Source organism: Nocardia stercoris, from assembly GCF_003696265.1.
GTDB classification, from domain to species: Bacteria; Actinomycetota; Actinomycetes; order Mycobacteriales; family Mycobacteriaceae; genus Nocardia; species Nocardia stercoris.
The window spans coordinates 577,537-602,797 of sequence record NZ_RFFH01000003.1 but is presented as its reverse complement, the minus strand read 5'-3'; the positions used below and the strand labels follow the sequence as shown (position 1 = coordinate 602,797).

At 67.9% G+C, this 25,261-nt stretch carries 2 protein-coding genes; both read left to right on the top strand.

Features of this window, described 5'->3' with window-relative positions; genetic code table 11:
* Window positions 1-287: 287 nt before the first annotated feature.
* Window positions 288-24,752, top strand: a complete 24,465-nt coding sequence (locus EBN03_RS11075) for a non-ribosomal peptide synthetase (protein WP_122187829.1) — start codon at window positions 288-290, stop codon at window positions 24,750-24,752.
* 117 nt (window positions 24,753-24,869) lie between these two features.
* Window positions 24,870-25,088 (top strand): MbtH family protein, encoded by a 219-nt coding sequence (locus EBN03_RS11070; RefSeq protein ID WP_122187828.1) that lies wholly within the window; start codon window positions 24,870-24,872, stop codon window positions 25,086-25,088.
* The last annotated feature ends 173 nt before the right edge of the window (window positions 25,089-25,261 follow it).

The window sequence follows — 25,261 nt, the reverse complement described above, 5'->3', positions numbered from 1 at the left end:
GCTTCGCCAGATGTTCGAAATGTCCAACGGTTTAGATTTCGTGATGCTGGGAGACGTTGACAAATGGGAGCTTTCGGGATTCGGCGCACTGGAACGTCTGTGTCCGAATTGATTCCGGGCGCAAGCGAGGTGAGCCGCACGTTGTGCTGATCGTCGCGTTCTGAATCAGAGGTATGGGCGCTGCTCGACATGGACGCAGCGCATATACGGCCAATTTTAGGCACGGGCACGGTCAGGGGTGTTTTGCCGTGTTCCAGTGCCTCTCGAGTCCGGGGCGAGAGGTTTAGATGAATCTGAAGTCAGCCGAAACTGTCGACCGTCAACTGGATCTGATCCCGCTGTCGCGGGCGCAGTACGGGATGTGGCTCGCGGACAACCTGCCGGGCGGGCCGACGGTGAACATCGCCCATTACATCGAGATCGAGGGGCCGATCGACGTCGCCGTCTTCACCGAGGCGGTGAACGAGGCCACTCGGGAATCCGAAGCGCTCGCCGTCCGGGTGGTCGAGTCCGAAGGCGTCCCCTACCAATTCGTCGACCGCAGCATCACCTACGACGATCCGGTTCTGGACGTCAGCGGCGAGGACGATCCGTTCGCGGCGGCGATGGACTGGATGCGCAGCGATTACAACACCAAGGCGGTCGATCTGAGCCGCGACCGGCTCGCCGTGACGCGGCTGATCCGGCTCGGTGTCGATCACTATCTGTGGTACGGGCGCGCCCACCACCTCGTCCTCGACGGCTATGCGGCGTTCAACGTCATCACCCGGATGGCCGAGCACTACAACGCCTTGCTCGAGGGTAGGTCGCCCGCGCCGCTGGAGGCGGCCGGATTGCGCGATATCGTCGAGATGGAGCGCACCTACCGCACCAGCTCGCGATTCGACGCCGACAAGGCATACTGGCTCGACAAGGTCGCCGATCTTCCGACACCGACGAGTCTGTCCGGGCGCACAGCCCGGTGGAGCACCGTCGATCGTATTGCGGGCCTGCAGCTTCCGGCGCAATTGTCCGACAAGCTCGACCGCTTCTCCGCTGAACTGCACGCATCGCCCGCGCAGGTGGTCATCGGAGCCTTCGCCGCATTCCTCGCCCGGATGACCGGCACCGACGATGTGGTGCTGTCGATGCCGGTCAGCGCCCGGGTGACCAAGCGCCTGCGCAATGCCGCCGCGATGTTGGCGAACATGGTGCCGATCCGGTTCACCGTGGACGCGACGACCACGGTGGAGCAGGTGATCGGCGCGTCGGTGTCCGAGCTCGTCTCCGCGATGCGGCATCAGCTCTACCGGTTCGAAGATCTGCGTCGCGATTCGAATGCGTTGGACGCGTCCGCGAATTCGTTCGGTCCCACCGTCAATATCCTCTTCTTCGACTCCGCGATCCGCCTCGGATCGGCGGTCGGCCGCTACCGCGCGCTGACATCGGGCGTACTGGACGATCTGCAGCTGAATCTGTACCGATCCGGGGCCGATGCGCCGCTGCTCATCGAACTGCACGGCAACGCGAACCTGTACGGTCAGGACGAAATCGACGCGCACGCGGGTCGGTTCCTCTCCTTCCTGCAGCGGTTGATGGATTCGCCGCTGGCGACCCCGCTGGTCCGGATCCCGCTCCTGGACCCGGCCGAAGAGGCGCGCATCGTCGGGCAGTTCGCCGGCCGTCACGGCGCGACGACCACGGCGACACTCGTGGATCTGCTGGCGCGGCAGGCTGCCCGCACACCGTCCGCGGTGGCCGTCACCTCGGGTCCGACCGCCCTGACCTATCGTGAGCTGGACGAACGTTCCAACCGGTTCGCCCGCACGCTCATCGCCCGCGGAGCCGGCCCGGAATCACTGGTGGCCATCGCGATGCCACGGGATGCCGATCTCGTCGTCGTCACACTGGCTGTCCTGAAAACTGGTGCGGGGTACCTGCCGTTGGACGTCGCACATCCGGCCGATCGGCTGGAATATGTGCTGAACGACGCCCACCCGATCGCCGTCGTCACCACCCGCGGTATGCGCGAGCACGTCCCGGGCGATCCCGGCCGTGTGGTGCTGTTCGACGGCCCGGCCGGCGAGGAGTCGGCGGCGCCGATCACCGACGCTGATCGGCGCAGCCCGCTGGGCCCCGACAACATCGCCTACGTCATCTACACCTCCGGGTCGACGGGCCGGCCCAAGGGCGTGGCGATCGCCCATCGCGCGGTCGCGACGTACCTGACGAATGCCTGCGCCGAGATCGGCATCCGGACCGACGACGTCTGGATGTTGTTCCATTCGTTTGCGTTCGACTACTCGGTGTGGGAGATCTTCGGCACCTTGGTCAGTGGTGGCCGCCTGGTCGTCGTGGACAGCCTCACCACCCGTTCACCGGACGATGTGGTGCGCCTGGTGGCACGCGAGAAGGTGACCGTCTTCAACCAGACGCCATCGGCGTTCCACCAATTCGCTGCGGCTCGACAGCGTTACACCGACGCCGGTGAGCCCGACGGTCAGCTGTCGATGCGACTGGTCATTCTCTCGGGTGAACGGCTCGACCCGGCGGGGCTGGCGGACTGGTACGTGCACAACCCGACGCTGCCCGTGCTGGCCAACAGCTACGGCATCACCGAAACCACCGTCTTCGTCACCTATCTCGGCTTGACACCGCAGATCGCGACGCCGGGTGCGCCGAGCACGATCGGCCCGGCGCTGCCGGGGCTGCGCACGTACGTCCTGGATGAACGACTGCGCCCGGCGCCACCGGGAGCGTGGGGTGAGATCTACGTCGCCGGAACGCAACTCGCCCGCGGCTATCTCAACCGGCCCGCACTCACGGCCGGACGTTTCGTATCCAACCCGTTCGGCGACCCGGGTGAGCGCCTCTATCGCAGTGGTGACGTCGCACGATGGAATCACAAGGGCGAGCTGGAATACCGTAGCCGCGGCGATCAGCAGGTGCAGCTGCGCGGGTTCCGCATCGAGCTTGACGAGATCCGTAACGCGCTGCTGACCCACAGCGCGGTCTCGGCCACGGTCGTCGTCGTGCATCTGCCCGACACCGAGGCGGCCCGCCTCGTCGCCTATGTCGTGCTCAGCGGCGACATCGCCGACGGGGCCGACACGTTGCGCGGGTACGTCGCGACGATGCTGCCGGAATACATGGTCCCGGCCGCGGTCGTGGTGCTGCCGGAGGTACCACTGACCGTCAACGGCAAGGTCGACCATCGGGCGCTGCCCGAGCCGGTGTTCGATTCCGCCGCGGCCTACGTCGCACCGAGCACCGTCATGGAGGAGACGGTCGCGGACGTCTTCGCCGAGGTGCTGGGCGTGGAGCGGGTAGGCCTGCTGGACAGCTTCTTCGAATTGGGTGGTAATTCGCTCACCGCGACCAGAGCCGCCGTCCGGATCGCCGAGCTGACCCGCTCCGAGGTGTCGGTGCGGGACCTGTTCGGCAAGCCGACCGTCATCGAACTGGCCGCGCACATCGACACCGGGCACCGCCCCGGCCGGCTCGCATTGCGTGCCCAGCCACGCGTCGAACCGATTCCGTTGTCGCCGGCGCAGAACAGGATGTGGCTGATCAATCAGCTCGATCCCACCTCGGCGGCCTACAACATCCCGCTGGTGGTTCAGCTGACCGGCCGCCTCGACGTCGCCGCGCTGCGCGCCGCCCTGACCGATGTGATCGATCGGCACGAATCCCTGCGCACTGTCTATCCCGTGGTGAACGGAGAAGGGACACAGGTCGTTCTGCCGGTCGAGCAGGTTGTCGCCGGTCTCGATCTGGCACCGGAACCGATCGACCCCGACGCGATCGCGCATCGGCTCCGGGTACTGGCGTCGATCGGGTCCGACGTGCGGACGGCTCCGCCGATCCGGGTGAGCTTGCTCGCGCCCGCGAACCAGCGCCGGCATGTGCTGGTCATGCTCTTGCACCACATCTGCTGCGACGGATCGTCGCTTCGCCCGCTCGCCGCCGACTTCGTGACGGCCTACGAAGCGAGATCGCAAGGCAAGCAGCCGGACTGGCAGCCGCTGACGGTGCAGTACGCCGACTACACCATCTGGCACCGCAACGTGCTCGGTGACGAGAACGATCCGGAGTCTCTGGCGGCACGCCAGTTGCGTTTCTGGGCAAGGCAGTTGGCGGGGATGCCGGCATTGCTGGAGCTGCCCACCGACCGTCCGCGTCCGGCCCACCAGTCCATGCACGGTGACGTCGCCGAGACCGTGATCCCGGCCGAGACCTTTGCCGGGATCGAGCGGTTGGCTCGCACGGCCCACGTCACCACGTTCATGGTCGTCCATGCCGCCCTGGCGGTCGTGCTTTCCCGCCTCGCGGGCTCGGCGGACGTCACCATCGGCACGCCGGTCGCCGGCCGCGGCGAGCGCGCGCTGGAACCGCTGGTCGGCATGTTCGTGAACACGGTGCCCCTGCGCACCGAGGTGCGTTCCGCCGAATCGTTCACCGCGTTCCTGGCGCGAGTCAAAGATGTCGATGTCGATGCCTTTTCCCACAGCGACCTGCCCTTCGAACGCGTAGTGGACGACATCGATCCCCAGCGCTCGACCGCGCACGCACCGCTGTGCCAGGTGTATCTCGCCTTCGAGAACATGGACCGCCCGAGCCTCGAGCTCACCGACCTCACGGCCGAGATCCTCGATCCCGGGCCGCAACCGGCGAAGGTGGACCTCATCGTCACCGTTGCCGAGAACGCCGCCGCGGGAGGCGATGTCGCGCTGCGGATCAACTACGCCACGGATCTGTTCGATCGCGCGACGGTCGACGAGCTGGCCGCGCGGCTGAATCGGGTCCTCGACGCGGTCGTGTCCGACCCGCAGGTCCGGGTGGGTGGCGTGAATGTGCTGTCGAGCACCGAGCGGGCACGATTGCTGCCCGCGTCGGGCGGCCCCGCCGAGGCGCCGCGGGTATTGGCGGAGTTGTTGTCGGTGCGGGACCCGGCCGCGACAGCGGTGGTGTCGGGGGAGCGCACGGTGTCCTACGGGGAGTTGGATGCTCGGTCGAACCGTCTCGCCCGGCACTTGATCGAGTGGGGTGTCGGTCCGGGTGATCAGGTCGCGGTGGCGATGGCGCGATCGGTGGAGTTCGTCGTCGGGATCTGGGCGGTGACCAAGGCGGGCGCGGCCTTCGTGCTGGTGGATCCGCGAAATCCGGCCGATCGGGTCGCGCTCATGGTGGCCGATGCCCAGGTTCGGGTGGGAGTCACCGTCGAGGCGTCGCACGACCTGCTGCCGGACTCGGTCCGGCGGTTGGTGCTCGACGACCCGGCCACCATGGATCGCATCGCGTCGCAGTCCTCGGCGCCGGTCACCGATGCGGACCGGACGCGGCCCTGCCGCATCTCGGACACGGCGTACGTGCTGTACACCTCGGGGTCGACGGGAACGCCGAAGGGTGTCGCGGTCACCCACCAGGGATTGGCGAATTTCGCCGCCGAGCAGCGGGAGCGTTACCAGGTCGGCAGTTCCGCACGGGTGCTGCAGTTGGCGGCACCCGGTTTCGACGCTGTCGTTCTGGAGCTGCTGATGGCGCACGCGAACGGCGCGGTGTTGGTGGTGTCGCCGCCGGACGTCTTCGCCGGGCCGGCGTTGGCGGAATTGATTCGGGCGCAGCGGGTTTCCCACGCATTCGTCACCCCGAGCGTGCTGGCGACGATGTCGCCGGCCGGTGTGGAATCGCTTCGGGTATTGGTGGCCGGTGGGGAAGCGGTCTCGGCGGAGACGGTGGCGGTATGGGCACCCGGTCGGCAGCTGTTCAACGGGTACGGGCCGACCGAGACCACGATCATGGTCGCGATCAGCGACCGGTTGTGTGTCGGGGACCGCGTCACCATCGGTGGCCCGATTCGTGGTGTCGGGGCCGTGGTCTTGGACGCCGGCCTGCAGCCGGTGCCGGTCGGTGTGCCGGGTCAGCTGTATGTGTCGGGAGTTCAACTGGCCCGCGGATACCTCGACCGGCCGGTCGCCACGGCGACCGCGTTCGTGGCCGATCCCTACGGTCCCCCCGGTACTCGGATGTACCGGACCGGTGACTTGGCCCGCTGGACGCCCGAGGGAACGCTCGAATACCTCGGCCGCACCGACTTCCAGGTCAAGATCCGGGGTCAGCGCATCGAACTCGGCGAAATCGAGGCCGTCCTCGCCGCGCACCCCGCCGTCGCGGTAGCGGTGACGGTGGGCGTCGCGGCCGACGCCGGCTCGAGACTGGCCGCCTACGTGGTGCCGGCGGGTGATGCCGTCGATGTGGATGAGCTGCTGGGCTACGCTGCGCAATGCTTGCCTTCGCACATGGTCCCGGACGCGATCATGGTGCTCGACTCGCTGCCGCTGTCGTCGGTGGGCAAGATCGACCGCGCGGCACTACCCGAACCGGTATTCGCTGCCACCACTGTCGAATTCGTCGCACCGCGGGACGCCACCGAGCAGATCGTCGCCGACGTGTGTGCCGCGGTGCTGGGGATCGAGCGCGTCGGCGTCTTCGACAGCTTCTTCGAGCTGGGTGGTAACTCGCTGTCGGCCACTCGGGTAGCGGCGCAGCTGAGCGCCGCGTTCGGTGTCGATGTCTCGCTGCGCGCCGTCTTCGACGCGCCGACCATCGCCGCCTTGGCGGAGAATCTGCACACCGGCGGTGCGGCCGTCCGGGAACCTCTTGTGCCGCAAGAGCGCCCGGCCCGAATCCCACTGTCGCCCGCGCAGGCGCGCATGTGGTTCCTCAATCAGTTCGACACGAGCTCTGCGCTGTACAACATTCCGATGGTCGTCCACATGTCGGGCGAGCTCGACGTGGCCGCCATGCACGCGGCGATCGCGGATGTGCTCGACCGGCACGAAGCCCTGCGAACCGTCTACCCGGACAGCGACAGCGGACCGCACCAGGTGGTGGTGCCGGTGCAGACGGCGCTGCCCTGGTCGGCGCCGGTGCCGGTCGAGGCGAGCGAGGTGCAGGCGTGCGTCTCCGAGCGGGTGAGCGCCGGGTTCGATGTCGCGGCGGAGGTTCCGTTCCGGATCACCCTGCTGCGCAGCGCACCCGACGAGCACACCCTGGTCCTGGTCGTCCACCACATCAGCTTCGACGGGTCCTCGCTGGCGCCGTTCGCCGCCGATCTGATGACCGCATACGAAGCCCGCGTTCGGCAACAGGCACCGCAGTGGGCGCCGTTGCCTGTGCAATACGCGGACTACGCGCTGTGGCAACGCACAGTGCTCGGCACCGAGACCGACCCGCAGAGCCGGACCGTCGCCCAGATCGACTACTGGCGAACCGCTCTCGCCGATCTGCCCGAGGTGCTCGACCTGCCGGTCGATCGTCCGCGGCCGGCGAAACAGTCCTATCGTGGTGCGACGGTGTCGATGACGGTGCCCGCTGATCTCCATCGTGAGATGATCGTGCTGGCCCGCCGCCACGACGCGACGGTCTTCATGGTCATGCACGCGGCGTACGCCGTGCTGCTGGCGCGACTTTCGGGAAGCGGTGACATCGCGGTCGGCACGCCGATCGCCGGCCGCGGCGAGCCCGGGCTCGACGCTCTGGTCGGCATGTTCGTCAATACGCTGGTCTTGCGGACGCGCATCGAGCCCGCCGCGTCCTTCCTGCAGATCCTTGATCAAGTACGGGCCACTGACCTGGCCGCCTTCCACAACGCCGACATCCCGTTCGAGCGGCTGGTCGAGGTATTGAATCCACCGCGGTCCACTGCGCACGCGCCGTTGACCCAAGTCGGACTGTCGTTCCAGAACATCGAGATCCCAGCCGTGGAGTTCGAGGGCCTGACGGTGTCGGCCCGGATGGCCGATCCGGACGTAGCCAAGTACGACCTGCATCTGAATCTCGTCGACGCGCTGCAGCTCGACGGTGAACCGGGCGACATGGCAGTCGAATTCGGTTACGCGACCGATCTGTTCGATGCGGCGACGATCACCACGATCTTCGACCGTTACCTGCAACTGCTGCGCGCGATCCTCGCCGATCCCGCCCGCGCCGTCGGCGATATCAACCTGCTGACCGCGAACGAGGCACGCGAGCTGGCCGTGCGGTCGGCCGGTGAGCAGACGAGTTCTTCCCCGGCGACGATCGCGGATCTGTTCGCTGCGCAGGCAGCGGCGACCCCGCACCGGACCGCGGTGGTCGATGCCGACGGCGGCGGCCGGCTCAGCTACCGAGAATTCGCGGCGAGGGTGAATTCGCTGGCACGCACGCTGATCGGCCAGGGCATCGGTCCGGGAACCCTCGTCGCCGTCGCGATGCGCCGTTCCGTCGATCTGCTGACGACGCTGTACGCGATCCACGCGGCGGGCGCGGCCTATCTGCCGCTGGATCCGGATCACCCGCTCGACCGGGTGCGCGCAGTCCTCACCGCCGCGAAGCCGACCGCCGTCCTCACCCGCGCGGTCGACCGGGCGAATGTGCCCGACGACGCACCGGTGTGGGCGTTCGAGCAGCTCGATGCCGAGCACGCGGATACGTCGAAGGTGACCGACACCGACCGGACCCGCACGCTGCACCCGGACGATCTGGCCTATGTCATCTACACCTCCGGCTCGACGGGCGTGCCGAAGGGTGTGGCGGTCACGCACGCCGCGGTGGTGAATCAACTGCGGTGGCTGCGTGACCATTACGGGCTCGGCGGCGACGACGTCATGCTGTGGCGCACGCCGTTCACCTTCGACCTGTCGGTCTGGGAGCTGTTCTCCGCATCGACCTGCGGCGCGGCGTTGGTGGTCGCGGGTCCCGACACCCACGCCGACCCCGCCGCCGTGGCTCGGCTGATGGCCGAATATCGCGTCACGACAGTGGATTTCGTGCCGTCGTTGCTCTCCGCGTTCCTCGAGCAGGCTGCCCCGCACGAATTCCCGGACCTGCGGCGAGTGCTCTGCATCGGTGAGGCGTTGCCGGCCGACACCGTCCGCCGCTTCCGGGAGGTCAGCGCGGCGCGCATCGACAACCTGTACGGGCCGACGGAAGCCGCGGTCAGCGTCACCGCCCACCGCATCGACGCGCTCGACGGTGTCGCGGTGCCGATCGGCGTCCCCGAGGCGAACGTGGTTGTCCGCGTGCTGGATTCGCGGCTGCTCCCCGTTCCCGCCGGCGTGACCGGTGAGCTGTACCTGGGTGGGGTGCAGCTGGCTCGCGGTTACCACGAACGTCCCGGCCTCACGGCCGCGACGTTCGTCGCCGACCCCAGCTCCGGTGCGAGCGGTTCTCGGCTATATCGCACCGGGGACCTGGTCCGCTGGGACGCGGACGGCAGCCTGCGCTACGTCGGCCGCGCCGACACCCAGGTGAAGGTTCGCGGTCTGCGGATCGAACTCGGTGACATCGAAGCCGCGCTGGTCGCCCACGAGCAGGTGAACGCGGCCGTCGTGCAGGTGCGCGCCGATCGCGGCGAGCAGCGCTTGGTGGCCTACGTGGTCGCCGCGGCCGAGTTGGATGTCAAGCGGGTCCGGAGCTTCCTCCTCGAACGGCTGCCGGCGTATATGGTGCCGGCCTCGCTGATCCGGATCGAGGCGATCCCGCTCACGGCCAACGGCAAGGTCGACTACCGGGCGCTCCCGGTGCCGGATCCGGCCGACGGCGCGGTCGGCTACCGCGCGCCGCAGGGACTCGTCGAGCAGACCGTCGCCGGGATCTTCGCCGAACTGCTCGATCGCCCGGAAATCGGCGCGGACGACAACTTCTTCGACGTGGGCGGAAATTCGCTCGTCGCGACGCGCGCGCTGAGCCGCATCGGCGAGGTCCTCGGCGTGGCCGTGCCGGTGCCGGTGATATTCGAGGCACCCACCGTCGCCGACTTGGCCGAACGGATCTCGCGGCTGCGTGCGGTACCGACGCTGCCCGAGCCGGCCGCGAAGCCGCGCCCGGACCGCGTCCCGCTGTCGCAGGCACAGACCCGGATGTGGTTCCTCAACCAGTTCGATCCCGATGTGCCCGGATACGTTGTACCGCTGGCGATCCGCCTCGACGGTACCCTCGACATCGATGCGCTCGTGGCGGCCGTCGGTGATGTCGTCGACCGGCACGAGAGCCTGCGCACCAGGTATCCGGCTGTCGACGGCACGCCCGCTCAGGTTGTGCTCGACGCGGCCGAGGTGGTCGCGACCTGGGACCCCACGCCGCAGCCGATCGCCGAGCACCAGCTGCCGGACCGGTTGGCCGAGTTCTCGGGTGCCGGATTCGACGTGTCGAAGGGCGCGCCGCTGCGCATCGCGCTGTATCAGCTGTCCGATCAGGCTTGGGTGGTCGCCCTGGCCATCCACCACATCAGTTGCGACGGCTTCTCGGTAGCGCCGCTGGCCGCCGATATCGTGACGGCCTATCGTGCGCGGTCGGGCGGTAACCCGCCGGACTGGGCTCCGCTGCCCCTCCAGTTCGCCGATTACGCCCTCTGGCAGCACGAGGTGCTCGGCTCGGCGGACGATCCGGACTCGTTCGTGGCCCGCGACATCGCCTATTGGCGGACTCGGCTCGCGGGTATCCCCGATGTGATCGAACTGCCGACGGATCGGCCGCGGCCGATCACGCAGACCCAGCGTGGCGCGGTCGAACACGTCACGATCCCGGGTGAGCTGCAGGGCCGGCTGGAGGCGCTGGCGCGGCGCGCCGGGGCGACGACGTTCATGGTCGTGCACACGGCACTGGCGGTGTTGCTGTCGAGGCTTTCGGGTAGCGACGACATCACCATCGGTGTACCCCATGCCGGCCGCGGTCACCGATCCCTCGACAACCTGGTCGGGATGTTCGTCAACACCTTGGTGATGCGTACCCGGGTCACGATGGATCAATCGTTCTCGAGCCTGCTGAATCAGGTGCGGCGCACCGGCATCGAGGCATTCGAGCATGCCACCGTCCCGTTCGAGCAGGTGGTGGACGCGGTCAATCCCGTGCGGTCGACGGCTCATACGCCGTTGTTCCAGGTCATGCTCGCTTACCAGAACATGACGCAGGCGCGGGTCGAACTGCCGGGTCTCACCGTCGAGAACCTGGATCCGGGCGACAGTGCCGCGATCTACGACCTGCTGCTGATGATGGCGGAGGGTCACGGCGCCGACAACGAGCCGACCGGTATGACGCTGCGCCTGACCTATGCCACGGACCTTTTCGATCAGGACTCCGTACGGCGCTTCGCCGAACAATTCGTGCGCGTACTCGACGCCGCCGCGACCGATGCCGACGCCGCGGTCGGCGGGATGGAGTTGCTCGACGCCGCCGAACGGCACCTGGTGCTGCAGCAATGGAACGACACCGCGGTTCCCGCCGCGGCCGGGCGGACACTGGTCGATGTCTTCGACCGACAGGTCACCCGCACCCCGGATGCTCCGGCGATCTGGGTGCCCGGCGGCGCCGTGTCGACCTATCGGGAGTTCGACACCCGCGTCAACCGGGTCGCCCGCTGGCTCATCGCCCACGGTGTGGGCCCGGAAACTGTTGTAGCGGTGTGCATCCGGCGATCGGTCGAGCAGATCGCGGTGCTGTATGCGGTGGTGAAGGCGGGTGCCGCGTTCCTTCCGATAGATCCGGATCATCCGAGCGCGCGAATTGCCGGTGTGCTGAGCGCGGCGCGGCCGCTGATGGTACTCACCACATCCACCGACGACGGCCAACTTCCGGATGGATTCGCGGCCGTGCGGATCGATCGAGTGGACCTGGCCGGACTCGCCGACGGCCCGATCACCGATTCCGAGCGCCGCGCCCCGCTGCGGCCGGACAATGTGGCCTACGTCCTGTTCACCTCCGGCTCCACCGGTGTTCCCAAGGGCGTCGCGCTGACCCACGCCGCGACCGTCAGCCAGTTGGCGTGGGCACAGCAGCAGTGGCCGCACGACGGCTCCGACACGGTCCTGTACAAGACCCCGATCACCTTCGACATCGCGGTATGGGAACTGTTCTGGCCGTTGCAGACCGGTGCCCAGATCGTGGTCGCCGAACCCGACGGGCACCGCGACCCGGCATACCTCGCGAGCGGGATCGCGCGGCATCGAGTCAATACCGTGCACTTCGTACCCTCGATGCTCGACGTTCTCCTCGAAACCACCACGGTCACGGAACTGCCGTCGATCCGGCGAGTACTCGTCGCCGGTGAGGCGCTGGCGCAGCGCACGGTCGACGCCGCGGCGCGCGTGTTCGCACAGGCCGAGGTGGTGAACTGGTACGGCCCGGCCGAGGCGGAAGTCGTCACGGCCGCACGCTGCTTGCCGGGTGCGACGGGCCGTGCGATGGTCCCGATCGGTACGCCGGTGTCGGGTATGCGGGTCTACGTTCTGGACTCGCGGCTGCAGCCCGTGCCGGTCGGTGTCGTCGGTGACCTGTACGTCTCGGGTGTTCAGGTCGCGCGGGGCTACCACGCTCGCGCCGACCTCACCTGCGGTGTCTTCGTGGCGAACCCGTACGGTGCCGCGGGGGAGCGGTTCTATCGCACCGGTGACCTCGTCCGGTGGACGAAAGCCGGCGAGCTGGAGTACCTGGGCCGCAGCGATTTCCAGGTCAAGGTCCGCGGTCAGCGGGTGGAACCGGGTGATATCGAGGCGGCGCTGTCCGCGCTGCCGGACGTCGCTCGCGCCGTCGCTGTCGCCACGGCCGAACACATCGTCGGATACGTGACGCTCGTATCCGGTGCGGTGACCGATGGACGCGCGATTCGCGACCAGCTCACCCGGTCACTGCCGTCGTACCTGGTTCCGGCCGCCGTACTGGTGCTCGATGCGATGCCGTTGACACCGAACGGCAAGCTCGATCGGGCTGCCTTGCCGCAGCCAGTGTTCGACGACGCCGAGGAATTCGTGGCGCCGCGCACCGAATACGAAGCGGCCCTTGCCGGAATCGTCGCCGAACTCGCCGAGGTCGACCGAGTGAGTGTGACGGCGAACGTCTTCGAGCTCGGAGTCAACTCGCTCACCGCCGCGCGTGTCGCGGCGCGGGCCGCCGCGGCGCTCGGCATCGATGTCGGCATCCGCGACATCTTCGACGAGCCGACGATCGCCGGATTGGCCCGATGCCTCGGCGAGCGAACCGGTTCCACGGTGATTGCGCTCGTCGCCCGGCCACGCCCGGCGGCGGTCCCGTTGGCGGCGGCGCAACGACGGATGTGGTTCCTCAACCAGTTCGATACCGCGTCAGCGGCCTACAACATCTCCTTCGCGGCCAGGCTGACGGGCCGGCTCGATGTGGATGCGTTGCGAGCGGCACTGCTCGATGTGGTCTCCCGGCACGAGCCACTGCGCACGCGGTATCCCGCTGTCGAGGGCGAACCGTGCCAGGTCGTGCAGGATGTCGCGGCGGTGGCCGGGGACCTGGCGCTGGATCCGGATCCGGTCACCGACGAGGCGGAGCTGGCCGACCGGATCCGGCAGGCCGTCGACACGGGGTTCGATGTCGCGGCAGCGGCCCCCGTTCGGGCGCGGCTGTATCGCACCGGTGCCGACGAGCATGTGCTCGTGGTCGTGGTCCATCACATCGCCGCCGACGGCTCATCGATGGCACCGCTGGCCCGCGATGTCTTCGCCGCCTACCGAGCGCGCGTGAACGGCGAAGCACCGCAATGGGAACCGTTGGAAGTCCAGTACGCCGACTACGCGATGTGGCAGCGCGAGATGCTCGGCGCCGAGGACGACCCGGCGTCGCTGATCGCGCGGCAGATCGCCTACTGGACCGAGGTTCTCGGTGACGCACCGGAACTGCTCGACCTGCCGACCGATCGGCCGCGCCCGGCCACCTTGTCGACGGCCGGTGGCAGCGTCCGCTTCGTGATGCCGGCGCGATTGCACGACGACATCGTGCGGCTGGCACACCGTGAGGGCGTCACGGTGTTCGTCGTGCTGCACACGGCACTGGCGATCCTGTTGGCGCGCACCGCGCACAGCGAGGACGTCACGGTCGGCACCCCGGTCGCCGGTCGAGGCAACCAGGCACTGGATGATCTGGTCGGCATGTTCGTCAACACTGTCGTGTTGCGCACGCGTATCCGCGAGAACCTGTCGTTCCGGGAACTGTTGGCCCTGGTCCGCGACGTGGACGTCGAGGCGCTCGCGCACGCCGATATGCCCTATGAACGGCTGGTCGATGTCCTCGACCGCCCCCGGTCGACGGCGTACACACCGCTGTATCAGGTGATGTTCGGGTTGCAGAACATGCGCGCGGCCCGGTTCGAGCTGCCCGGCATCGATGTCGAACTGCTCGATCCCGGCTCGGCGCAGGCCAAAACCGACCTCACCGTGCTGGTGACCGAACGCGTCGACGGCGAGCGTCCGGCCGGCATCGATGGCGAGATCACCTATGCGACAGATCTGTTCGTCGCATCGACCGCGGAGTCTTTCGCCGCGCGGTTCGTTCGGGTCCTGGAAGCGGTCGCCGCCGACCCGGCGCGCGCGGTGGGTGACATCGACCTGCTCGACCCGGCGGAAGCCGAACGTCTGCTCCCGGCACGTGGTGAGGAGACCGGCTCGCAATGCCTGCTGCCTGAACTGCTGGCCGATGTCGTGGCGGCGTACCCGTCGGCGATCGCCCTGATCGGGGAGACCGAGACCCTCACGTACGGCGAACTGGATCGCCGGTCCAGCCGGCTCGCGGCGCATCTGCTCGCCCGTGGGGTCGGACCGGGGGTGTTCACGGCGCTGGCCGTGCCGAGGTCGGTCGACTACCACGTCGCTATGTGGGCGATAGCGAAGAGCGGTGCCACGTTCGTCCCCGTGGATCTGCGATACCCCGCGGAGCGGATCGCGCACATCGTGAACGATTCCGGCGTCACTGTGGGGATCACAATGACGGGAGCACAAGCCTCCCTGCCGGGAGATGTCGAATGGGTGGTGCTCGACGATCCGGCTACGGCCACCGAGATCGCCGCGCAGCCCTGCCGGGCGATCTCGGATGCCGATCGCGTTCGGGCGCTGCAGATTCGGGACGCGGCGTATGTGATCTACACCTCCGGTTCGACCGGGACACCGAAGGGTGTCATGGTGACGCATGCGGGATTGGCCGGATTCGCGGCCGAGCTGCGGGCGCGTTTCCGCGTGGACGCCACCTCGCGGGTACTGCAAGTGGCGGCACCCGCCTTCGACGCGGTGCTGCTCGAAGCGCTGATGTCGTGTGCGGCCGGCGCGTGCCTGGTCGTGTCGCCGCCGGACGTGTTCGGTGGCCCGGATCTGAGCGCACTGGTGCGCGCGCATCGGGTGACGCACGCGTTCTTGACACCCAGCGTGCTGGCGACGATGGCACCCGCGGACTTCGCGTCGGTGCGGACGCTGGCGGTCGGCGGCGAGACGGTACCGGCGGACCTGGTCGCGGCCTGGGCGCCGGGGCGGCACCTGCACAACATCTACGGCCCGACGGAGACCACAATCGCGGTCACCGTCAGCGATCCGGTCCAGCCGTCCGATGTGATCACCATCGGTGGCCCGATCCGGGATGTCGAGGCTGTGGTGTTGGACGCGCGGTTGCGTCCGGTTCCGGTCGGGGTGACCGGGGAGCTGTATGTTTCCGGTGCCGCATTGGCGCGGGGCTACCTGAATCGTCCTGCCGCGACAGCGGGTGCGTTCGTCGCGGATCCGTACGGTGAGCCGGGATCGCGGATGTACCGCACCGGCGACATCGTGCGCTGGACGGCGCGGGGCGCGCTGGAATACATCGGCCGCGTCGACTTCCAGGTGAAGATTCGCGGCCAGCGGATCGAACTCGGCGAAATCGACGCCGCGTTGCTTTCGCATCCGATGGTGGCCACCGCGGTCACTGTGAGCCGTACGGGATCCGGTGGGCAACCGACGCTCGCCGCGTACATCGTGGCCGAATCCGCGGCGGTCGTCGAGCCGAGCGCCGTGCGCGATCACGTCGCGGCGGTGTTGCCCGCCTACATGGTGCCCTCGTCGATCACCGTGCTCGACCGGATGCCGCTCGCCTCGACCGGCAAGGTGGACCGGAAAGCACTGCCGGAACCCGTTTCCGAGCCCGACGACGAGGTCGCCGTCGCCGCGGCGACCGACCTGGAACGCGCGATCGCCGCCGCGTTCGCGGACGTGCTCGGTATCGGTTCGGTGGGTACGACGACCTCGTTCTTCGCGCTCGGCGGTGATTCCATCATGTCGATCCAGTTGGCATCGCGGCTCAAGACCGCCGGTGTTGTCGTGACGGCGCGCGATATCTTCGAACGCAAGACGGTTCGAGGGCTCGCTCAGGTGGCCGAGGCCGCGGAACGGGTGTCGCTGGTCGAACTGGACGGCGGTGGCGTGGGCGACATCCCCTTCACGCCGATCGTGTCGTGGTTCGTCGAGCGGCTCGGGTCGGCCGATCGGTTCGCTCAATCGATGCTGGTGCGCTTGCCGGGGGACGCTCGAGTCGGTGACGTCACCGCGACCGTGCAGGCGGTGCTCGACCAGCACGACATGCTGCGCTCGCGGCTGCGCGAACGATGCCTGCAGGTACCTCCCGTGGGTGCTGCCGATGCCGCCGACTCGGTGTTCGTCCGAACCTTCCGGGCGTACGAGGCGCCGGGCAGCGACGGTTTCACCGCGGTGGTGGAGGCGGCGCTGGCGGCGGCGTCCGACCGGCTCGATCCCTTCGCGGGCCGGATGCTGCAGGTCGTGTGCCTGCTTCCGGAATCGGGCGTCGAATCCGATGCCCGCGCCCTGATCGTGATTCATCACTTGGCGGTCGACGGGGTGTCGTGGCGGATCCTGCTGCCCGACTTCGTCACCGCCTGGCAGCAGATCAGCCAGGGACGTGCGGTGGAATTGCCGGCACAGGGCACATCCATGCGGCGGTGGGCACACTCGTTGCGCGCGGCCGCGGCCGGGCGCGGCGCGGAGTTCGGGCTGTGGCAGCGAATGAGTGCCGCGGCCGATCCGACACTCGGTGGCGCGCAATGGGATCCCGCCGTCGACACCCAGGCGACGGTGCGGCATATGACCGTGTCCATCCCGGCCGCAGTGACCTCGGCGTTGCTGGACAGGGTGCCGCGAGCCGTGCGCGGCAGCGTCGACGATGCGCTGCTGGCCGGCCTGGCCGTGGCGCTGACCGGTTGGCGCCGCGACCGCGGCATCACCCACCCGGGCATGAAAGTCCTGCTGGAAGGACACGGCCGCGAAGAGCAGATCGCCGCGGGAGCGGATCTCTCGCGCACCGTGGGCTGGTTCACCAATGCGTACCCGGTCGCGCTCGACCTGAGCGGAATCGAGCACACGGACCTGCGCGCGGCAGTGAAGTCCGTCAAAGACCAGTTGCGCGAGATCCCGGACAAGGGCATCGGTTACGGTCTGCTGCGCTATCTGAACAGCGACACGGCCGACCAGCTGGCGGCGGCGTCCCAGCCGCAGATCAGTTTCAACAATCTGGGCCGGGCCGGTGTCGACCTCGCATCGCTCTCGGACATCGCCTGGGTCCCGACCGGCGAGCAGTTCGATCGGCACGGCGCGTTCGACTCGGATATGCCTGCTGCGGCGGTGATCACGATCGATGTGAACATCGTGGACACCGCGGCCGGGCCCGAGCTGTCGGCGCATGTCGGCTACGCCTCGCGGCTACTCGAACACGACGATGTGGCCGAACTGGTCGAGGGATGGGTCGACGCCGTCACCGAGATCGCCGGCCTGGCTGACGCGGACGACGATTGGGGAATGTCGCGGTCGGATGTTCCGCTGGTCGACGTCACGCAGCGCGATCTGGATGTGTTCGCCGACCGGTACGGCCGGCTCGACGAGGTATGGTCGCTGGCGCCGCTGCAGGAGGGCCTGCTGTTCCATGCCGAATTCGCGGTGGGCGAACTCGACGTCTACACAGCGCAATCGACACTCACCCTGACCGGCGAGGTCGACGAGAATCGGCTCGTGGATGCCGCGAAAGCCTTGCTCGTACGGCATCCGAACCTGCGGGCCGCGTTCACGCGAACGGCCGATGGTGTTCCCGTGCAGGTTATTCCGGCCGCCACCACGGTGTGCTGGCGCAGCGTCGAGCATTGCGGCAGCACAGGGGAATTGGATGATCTGATCGATGCGGAGCGGACGGTCGTGTTCGATCCGGCCGACGCGCGGCTGTTGCGGTTCCTGTTCGTCGCCGTCGGGCCCCACGAATTCCGGCTGGTGCTGACCGCACACCATCTGTTGCTGGACGGCTGGTCGTTGCCGCTGCTGTGGCGTGAGCTGATCGGTTTGTATGCCGTGGCCGGACAGTCGCAGCTGCTTCCCTCGCCGACTTCGTACCGCGACTACCTGGAATGGCTGGGCCGGCGCGACCGCGCCGCCAGTGTCGAGGTGTGGCGGGACGCGCTGCGAGATGTCAGTGCGCCCACACTGGTCGCTGATCCACACACGGCGGCGACCGCGGACATCCCGATCGATCTGCCGATCGTTCTCGATCGTGCCGCGACGGCGGAGTTGGTGAAATTCGCGCGGGCAGAAGCGGTGACGATGGCGACGATCGTGCAGTTCGCCTGGGCCGTGGTGCTGGGCAACCTGCTCGGTGTCGAACGGGTGGCGTTCGGCAGCACGGTTTCCGGCCGGCCCGCCGAACTGCCGGGCGTCGAGTCGACGATCGGTCTGTTCATCAACACGATTCCGGTCGCCGCCGATGTGCGGCGGGATCTGACCATCGAGGACGCGCTGCGCCGGCTGCAGGCGAACAACACCCGTCTGCTCGACCACCATTACCTCGAACTGTCACAGATCATGGTGGCCGCGGGCAGTAGCCAACTGTTCGACACTCTGGTCGTCTTCGAGTCCTATCCGGTCGACAGCAGTGGCCTGGGCGATGCCGACATCGACGGTATGCGGGTGGTCTCGGCGGACGGCCGCGACGCGGCGCACTACCCGATCACCGTGCAGGCGCACCACACCGACGAGTTGCATGTCCGGCTCCGCTACCAGCGGGCCCGCGTCGAGGAGGTGACCGCGGTCGGTCTCGCGGCCCGTTTCGAAGCTGTGCTGCGTGCGGTGACGGTCGATCCGACCACGCGGCTCGATGCGATCGATCTGTTGACCGCGCACGAGCGGCGTGAGCTGGTGCCCGGTTCCGGTGGCAGCGCGGTGGCGCCGTGCGTCATGGCCGAGCTGCTGTCCGCGGGCGTGGCGGTCGATCCCGAGGCGGCGGCCGTCGTCTCCGGACGCCGCACAGTGTCCTACGCGGAATTGGATGCCTGGTCCAACCAGGTGGCGCGGCAATTGATCATGTGGGGCGTCGGCCCGGGGGACCAGGTCGCGCTGGCGATGCCGCGGTCGGTGGAGTTCGTCATCGGCCTGTGGGCGGTGACCAAGACGGGCGCGGCCTTCGTTCCTCTCGATTCGCGGAATCCGGCCGACCGCGTCGCGCGCATGGTCGCGGATGCCGAGGTGCGGGTGGCGATCACGGTCGAGGCATTGCGGGAGCTGCTGCCGGGAACGGTGCGCGCGCTGGTTCTCGATGATCCGGACACCGCGAGGCTGCTCGCCCTGTGCTCGGTGGCCGTCGTGACCGACGGTGAGCGCGTGCGTACACCGCACGTCCGAGATGTGGCATACGTGATCTACACCTCCGGCTCGACCGGAACGCCGAAGGGTGTCGCGGTCACCCACGAGGGACTGGCGAATTTCGCGGCCGTGCAGCGAGACCGGTTCGTGGTGAACGCCGGGTCGCGAGTGCTGCAGGCCGCCACCGTGGGCTTCGATGCGATGATCCTCGATCTGCTGCTGGCTCACACCGCCGGCGCCGTGCTCGTGGTGCCGCCGCCTACGGTGTTCGGGGGCGACGAGCTGGCGGAACTGATTCGAGCACAGCAGATTTCGCAGGCCTTCATCACCCCGAGTGTGCTGGCGACGATGTCTCCGGCCGGTATGGATTCGCTGCGGGTACTGATGGCCGGTGGCGAGGCGGTGACACCGGAAACGGTCGCGACGTGGTCGCGGGGCCGGACCCTGTTGAACGGGTACGGTCCGACCGAGACCACGATCCTGGCGGGGATCAGTGCCGCACTCCGTCCCGGTGCTGCGGTGACCATCGGCGGGCCGATCCGCGGGGTCGAGGCCGTCGTGCTGGATGCGTGGTTGCGGCCGGTGCCGGTCGGGGTGGTGGGGGAGTTGTACCTCGCGGGTGCGCAACTGGCGCGCGGATACGTGAACCGGGTTTCCGCCACGGCCTCCGCGTTCGTGGCGAACCCGTTCGGCGCGGCGGGTTCGCGCATGTACCGCACGGGCGACCTGGTGCGCTGGACACCGGAACACACCCTGGAATACCTTGGGCGACGCGATTTCCAGGTGAAGATCCGCGGTCAGCGCATCGAACTCGGCGAGATCGAAACCGTGCTGGCCGAGCATCCCGGAATCGAACGCGCGGTCGTCCTGCTGCGCAAGGACCCGCGCGGCATCGATCGCCTCGTCGGCTACCTGGTCGCCGGCGAGGACGTGGATCCGAACGAGGTTCAGGCCGCCGCACGGTTGCGACTGCCCGCGCACATGGTGCCCGACGTGTGCACGGTGCTGGCCGAGCTTCCGCTCACCACGACCGGCAAACTCGACCGTCTGGCGCTTCCCGCCCCGCAATTCGCGGCCGACCGGGAACTGGTCGTGCCACGCACCGACGTGGAGCGGCGCATCGCGGAGGTGTTCGCCGGTGTCCTGGGCGTCGACAGCGTCGGGGCGACGGACAGTTTCTTCGACCTCGGTGGCGATTCGCTGTCGGCGACCCGGGTGACCGCGCAATTGAGCGCGGCGCTGGGCGTGCGGATCGGGGTCCGAGACCTGTTCGAGGCACCTGTGGTCGCCGAACTCGCCTCCCGCCTGGATACTTTCGAGCGCAACTCCCGTATGCCGCTGACGGCGCGACCGCGGCCCCCGTTCGTGCCACTGTCACCGGCGCAGCAGCGGATGTGGTTCCTCAACCAGTTCGACACCACGGTCGGTGCGTACAACATCCCGCTGGTGATCCGGCTGCGGGGCGAACTCGATATAGCCGCGCTGCGGCGCGCGTGCGAACTGGTCGTCGACCGGCACGAGTCGCTGCGGACCAAGTTCCCGATGGCCGACGGTCGGCCGTATCAGATCGCGGTCGCCGCGGACGAGGTCGCATCGTTGCCGGCTCCCGTCCGGGTCGCCGAAGAGCAGGTGCTGGAGCGGGCGACGGCCGTGGTCTCGACGGGTTTCGATGTGCGACAGGCACCCCCGGTGCGGATCGAATTGTTCGCCGTCGACGACCGCGACCATGTTCTGGTCATCTGCGTGCACCACATCTGCACCGACGGCCAATCGATGATGCCGCTCGCGCGGGATGTGGCGCTGGCGTACGAAGCGAGTCGGCAAGGGACGGAACCGATGTGGCCGGCCCTTGCGGTCCAGTACGCCGATTACGCGCTGTGGCAGCGGGAGTTGCTCGGCTCGATGGACGACCCGGACTCGGTGGTGTCGACACAGTTGCGATTCTGGAAGGACACCCTCGACGGGTTGCCCGACCTGCTCGAATTGCCGACCGACCTGCCCCGGCCACCGGTGGCGTCCATGCGCGGCCGCGCTGTCGATTTCGAGCTGCCCGCCGAACTGCACGAGCGGATCGTCGCTCTCGCGCGCGAGGCGAACGCGACAGTCTTCATGGTCCTGCACGCCGCCCTGGCCGTCCTGCTGTCCAGGTGGGCCGGCGTAGACGACATCGCGATCGGCACGCCGGTGGCCGGCCGTGGCGAGCGTGAGCTCGATGATCTGATCGGCATGTTCGTCAACACGCTGGTGCTGCGGTCACGGGTGCGGACCGGACAGCCGTTCGCCGAATTGCTCGCCGCGACCCGCGCCCGGGACCTGGCGGCGTTCGCGCATGCGGATGTTCCCTTCGAGCAGGTCGTGGAAACGATGAATCCGCCCCGGTCGACAGCGCATCTTCCGCTGTATCAGGTGACGCTCGACGTCCAGAACCTGAGCAAGGCCGCGTTGGAGTTGCCCGGGTTGCGCATCGAGCCGATGGAAAACGGCTTCGAGCAGGCACAGGCGGACTTGGGTATGAAGCTGGTCGAGCGGTTCGGTGATTCGGGCCGGGCGGACGGCCTGCTGGGCCGGCTCACCTTCGCCACCGAACTGTTCGTCGAAGAAACGATGACCCGGTTCGCGCACGCATACGTGCAAATCCTGGCGGAGGTGACCGCGAATCCGGCGGTTGCGGTCGGTGACATCGACATCGTGGATCCGATGCAGCATCGCGAATTGCTCGACTCGGCAGGGGAAGACGGCGTCGCGGTCGCCGATGTGACGCTCGTGGACCTGTTCGCTGCCCGGGTCCGGACCCAGCCGAATGCGGTCGCGGTATCCGACGGCGTGTCGCAGCTGACCTACGCGGAGCTCGATCGGCGGGCCACCCGGCTCGCGGCTCGGCTGATCGAGCAGGGAGTCGCGCCGGAATCACTGGTGGCAGTGGCGTTGCCGCGCTCGATCGAACTGGTCGTGGGCCTGCTCGCGGTGGTGCGCGCGGGGGCCGGGTATCTGCCGCTGGACGTGGCGTATCCGCCGGACCGATTGCGGTTCATCCTCCACGACGCACGTCCGGCCGCCGTATTGACATCGGGCGAAATCGCTTCGGCGGTACCGGAATACGCCGCGCCGGTCGTGCTCGTCGAGGATGGTGCGGACGCGACGGCGGACAGCGGCGATCCGGTGGTGCCGAACCTGCGTCCGGGCAACGTGGCCTATGTGATCTACACGTCGGGATCGACCGGCCGCCCCAAGGGGGTGACGGTCAGTCACCGCGAAGTGGTCACCTTGCTGACCCACACCGCCGAACGCTTCGACATCGGACCGGACGACGTGTGGACGATGTTCCATTCGTACGCCTTCGATTTCGCGGTATGGGAAATGTGGGGAGCACTGCTGTCCGGCGGCAGGCTGGTCGTTGTCGACTACCACACATCCAGGTCGCCGGAGGCGTTCGTGGATCTCGCGGCCCGAGAGCGGGTGACGGTGTTGAGCCAAACCCCGTCGGCGTTCTACGGATTCGCCGCGGCAGAGCAGGCGTATCGCGAATCTGGTTGTGCAGCTGGCGAACTCGGTTTGCGCTATGTCGTATTCGGCGGCGAGGCGCTGGACGCGTCCCGGTTGACCGAATGGTTTGCGGCGCACGAGCCGGCCTCGCCGCGACTGATCAACATGTACGGGATCACCGAGACCACGGTCCATGTCACGTTCACCGAGATCGTCGCGGCCGAGGGGGCCGGGATCGGATCACCGCTGCCGGGGTTGCGGGTATACGTGCTCGACGACCGCCTGCGCCCGGTGCCGATCGGCGTCGCCGGGGAGATCTATGTGGCCGGCGGGCAGTTGTCGCGAGGCTACCTGCGCGCCCCGGCGTTGACGGCAGGACGATTCGTGGCGAATCCCTTCGACCCGCAGGGCGCCCGCTTGTATCGGACCGGCGATGTGGGCCGGTGGCGCAAGGCCGCGACCGGGCTCGAGTTGACCTACGCCGGCCGCGCCGACGCGCAGGTGCAGCTGCGCGGTTACCGCATCGAGCTGGGCGAGGTCGAGTCGGCGCTGCTGCGCCACCCACAGGTGGCGCGGGCTGCTGTGGCGGTGCACCGGCACAGCAGCGGCGTCGATCAGTTGATCGGCTACGTCGTAGGCAGCGACGGCCGGCAGATCGATCCGGTCGAGGTCCGGGAGGTCGCGGCCCTGATGCTGACGAGCTACATGGTGCCCTCGACCGTGATGGTGTTGCCCGATCTGCCCTTGACTGTCAACGGCAAACTCGATCGAAACGCATTGCCTGCTCCCGATTTCGATGTACCGGTCAACGAGTTCGTCGCGCCGCGCACCCGCACCGAGAAAATCATCAGTGACGTTTTCGCGCAGGTGTTGGGCGTCCAGCGGGTCGGCAGGTCGGACGGGTTCTTCGACCTGGGTGGCAATTCGCTGCTGGCCACAATGGTTGTGACCGAACTGCGCGCTCGGGGCGTGACGATCCCGCTGCCGTGGATGTTCGACGATGCGAAACCGGAAGCGCTGGCGCGCCGGGTCGACGAGGCCGAGGGCGGATCCGGGCTGGAGGTACTGCTCACGCTGCGTGCCGGCGGATCGAAGCCCGCCATATTCGCGGTACACCCCGCCGGGGGATTGGCGTGGTTCTACGGCAGCGTGGTCGAACATCTGGACAAGGATCGCCCGGTGTACGGCTTGCAGGATCCGCATGTCGTTGCGGGCGAACCACGTGCCGATTCCGTGAACGAGTTGGCCGAACGGTATGTGGCCGAGATCCGCCGGGTGCAGCCGAGCGGGCCGTATCACTTGCTCGGCTGGTCGTTGGGCGGGCAGATCGCGCATGCGATGGCGGTGAAGCTCCAGCGCGAGGGTGAGATCATCGGGACGCTGGCCATCCTGGATTCCGCCGTCGACACCTCGGATCTGCCGGCTTCGGCGATCACCACCGTGGACGAGCCCGCGCCCGGACAACTGATGGCGGACCTGCTCGGCGGTTGGCGGGAACTGTTCGACCTCGATGACACGGTGCAGGTGGACACCCATGAACAAGCGTGGGCGGTCATCCGTGACCAAGTGGTCGGCACCGGGCTGTTCACCGCCGAACAGACGGACCGGGTGATGGACAGTTTCGAGACCGGTAGCAAAATCGCGGCCGACCACCGGCCGGACGTCTTCGAGGGAGACGTGGTCTTCTTCACCGCAGGAAAAGACCGCAAGGATCACGATTCTCTCGTGCAGACGTGGCACCCGTACGTCAAGGGGAAGATTCACAACAACGTCGTCGACGCCCGCCACCTCGAACTCAGCCATCCGCATGCGATGGCCGTCGTCGGCCCGGTCCTGGAGAAGCGTATGAGTGAATGCTGACCACTTCCCATCCGCACGTCGCACCGCCGCGAATACCATGCGGTTCATTTGCAGCACCCGGCAGTAATGTCGCTCCCGACAAAAGGCACACCTGATGTCACTATCCAGTGAGGTGAAATGAGCACCAACCCATTCGACAACGAAGACGGCCAGTTCTGCGTTCTGATCAACGACGAGGAGCAGTATTGTCTGTGGCCGAGCTTTGCCGATATCCCGAACGGGTGGCTCGTTGCGTTCGGCGAGGACAGTCGAGACGCATGCATCGAATATGTCGAGAAGACGTGGACTGATATGCGTCCGAAGAGCCTGCGCGAGGCAATGGCCGCCCATACGTAGTTCAGCCACCAGCAGTCCGGATCGGCTGGGGGCGAGTGCGTTCGACAGCTTCGCCGAGCAGCACGAGGTCGTCCATGCACGAGGTCGGTCCGGGTATCGGTAGTTCGGTGAGTTGGTCGGCGATACCGCCGTGGCAGGAACACGCAGTAGCCGGGTAGCTACTGGGTGTTGCC

Coding starts and splice junctions, on each gene's coding strand:
- EBN03_RS11075 (WP_122187829.1), top strand. CDS start 288: ATGAATCTGAAGTCAGCCGAAACTGTCGACCGTCAACTGGATCTGATC.
- EBN03_RS11070 (WP_122187828.1), top strand. CDS start 24,870: ATGAGCACCAACCCATTCGACAACGAAGACGGCCAGTTCTGCGTTCTG.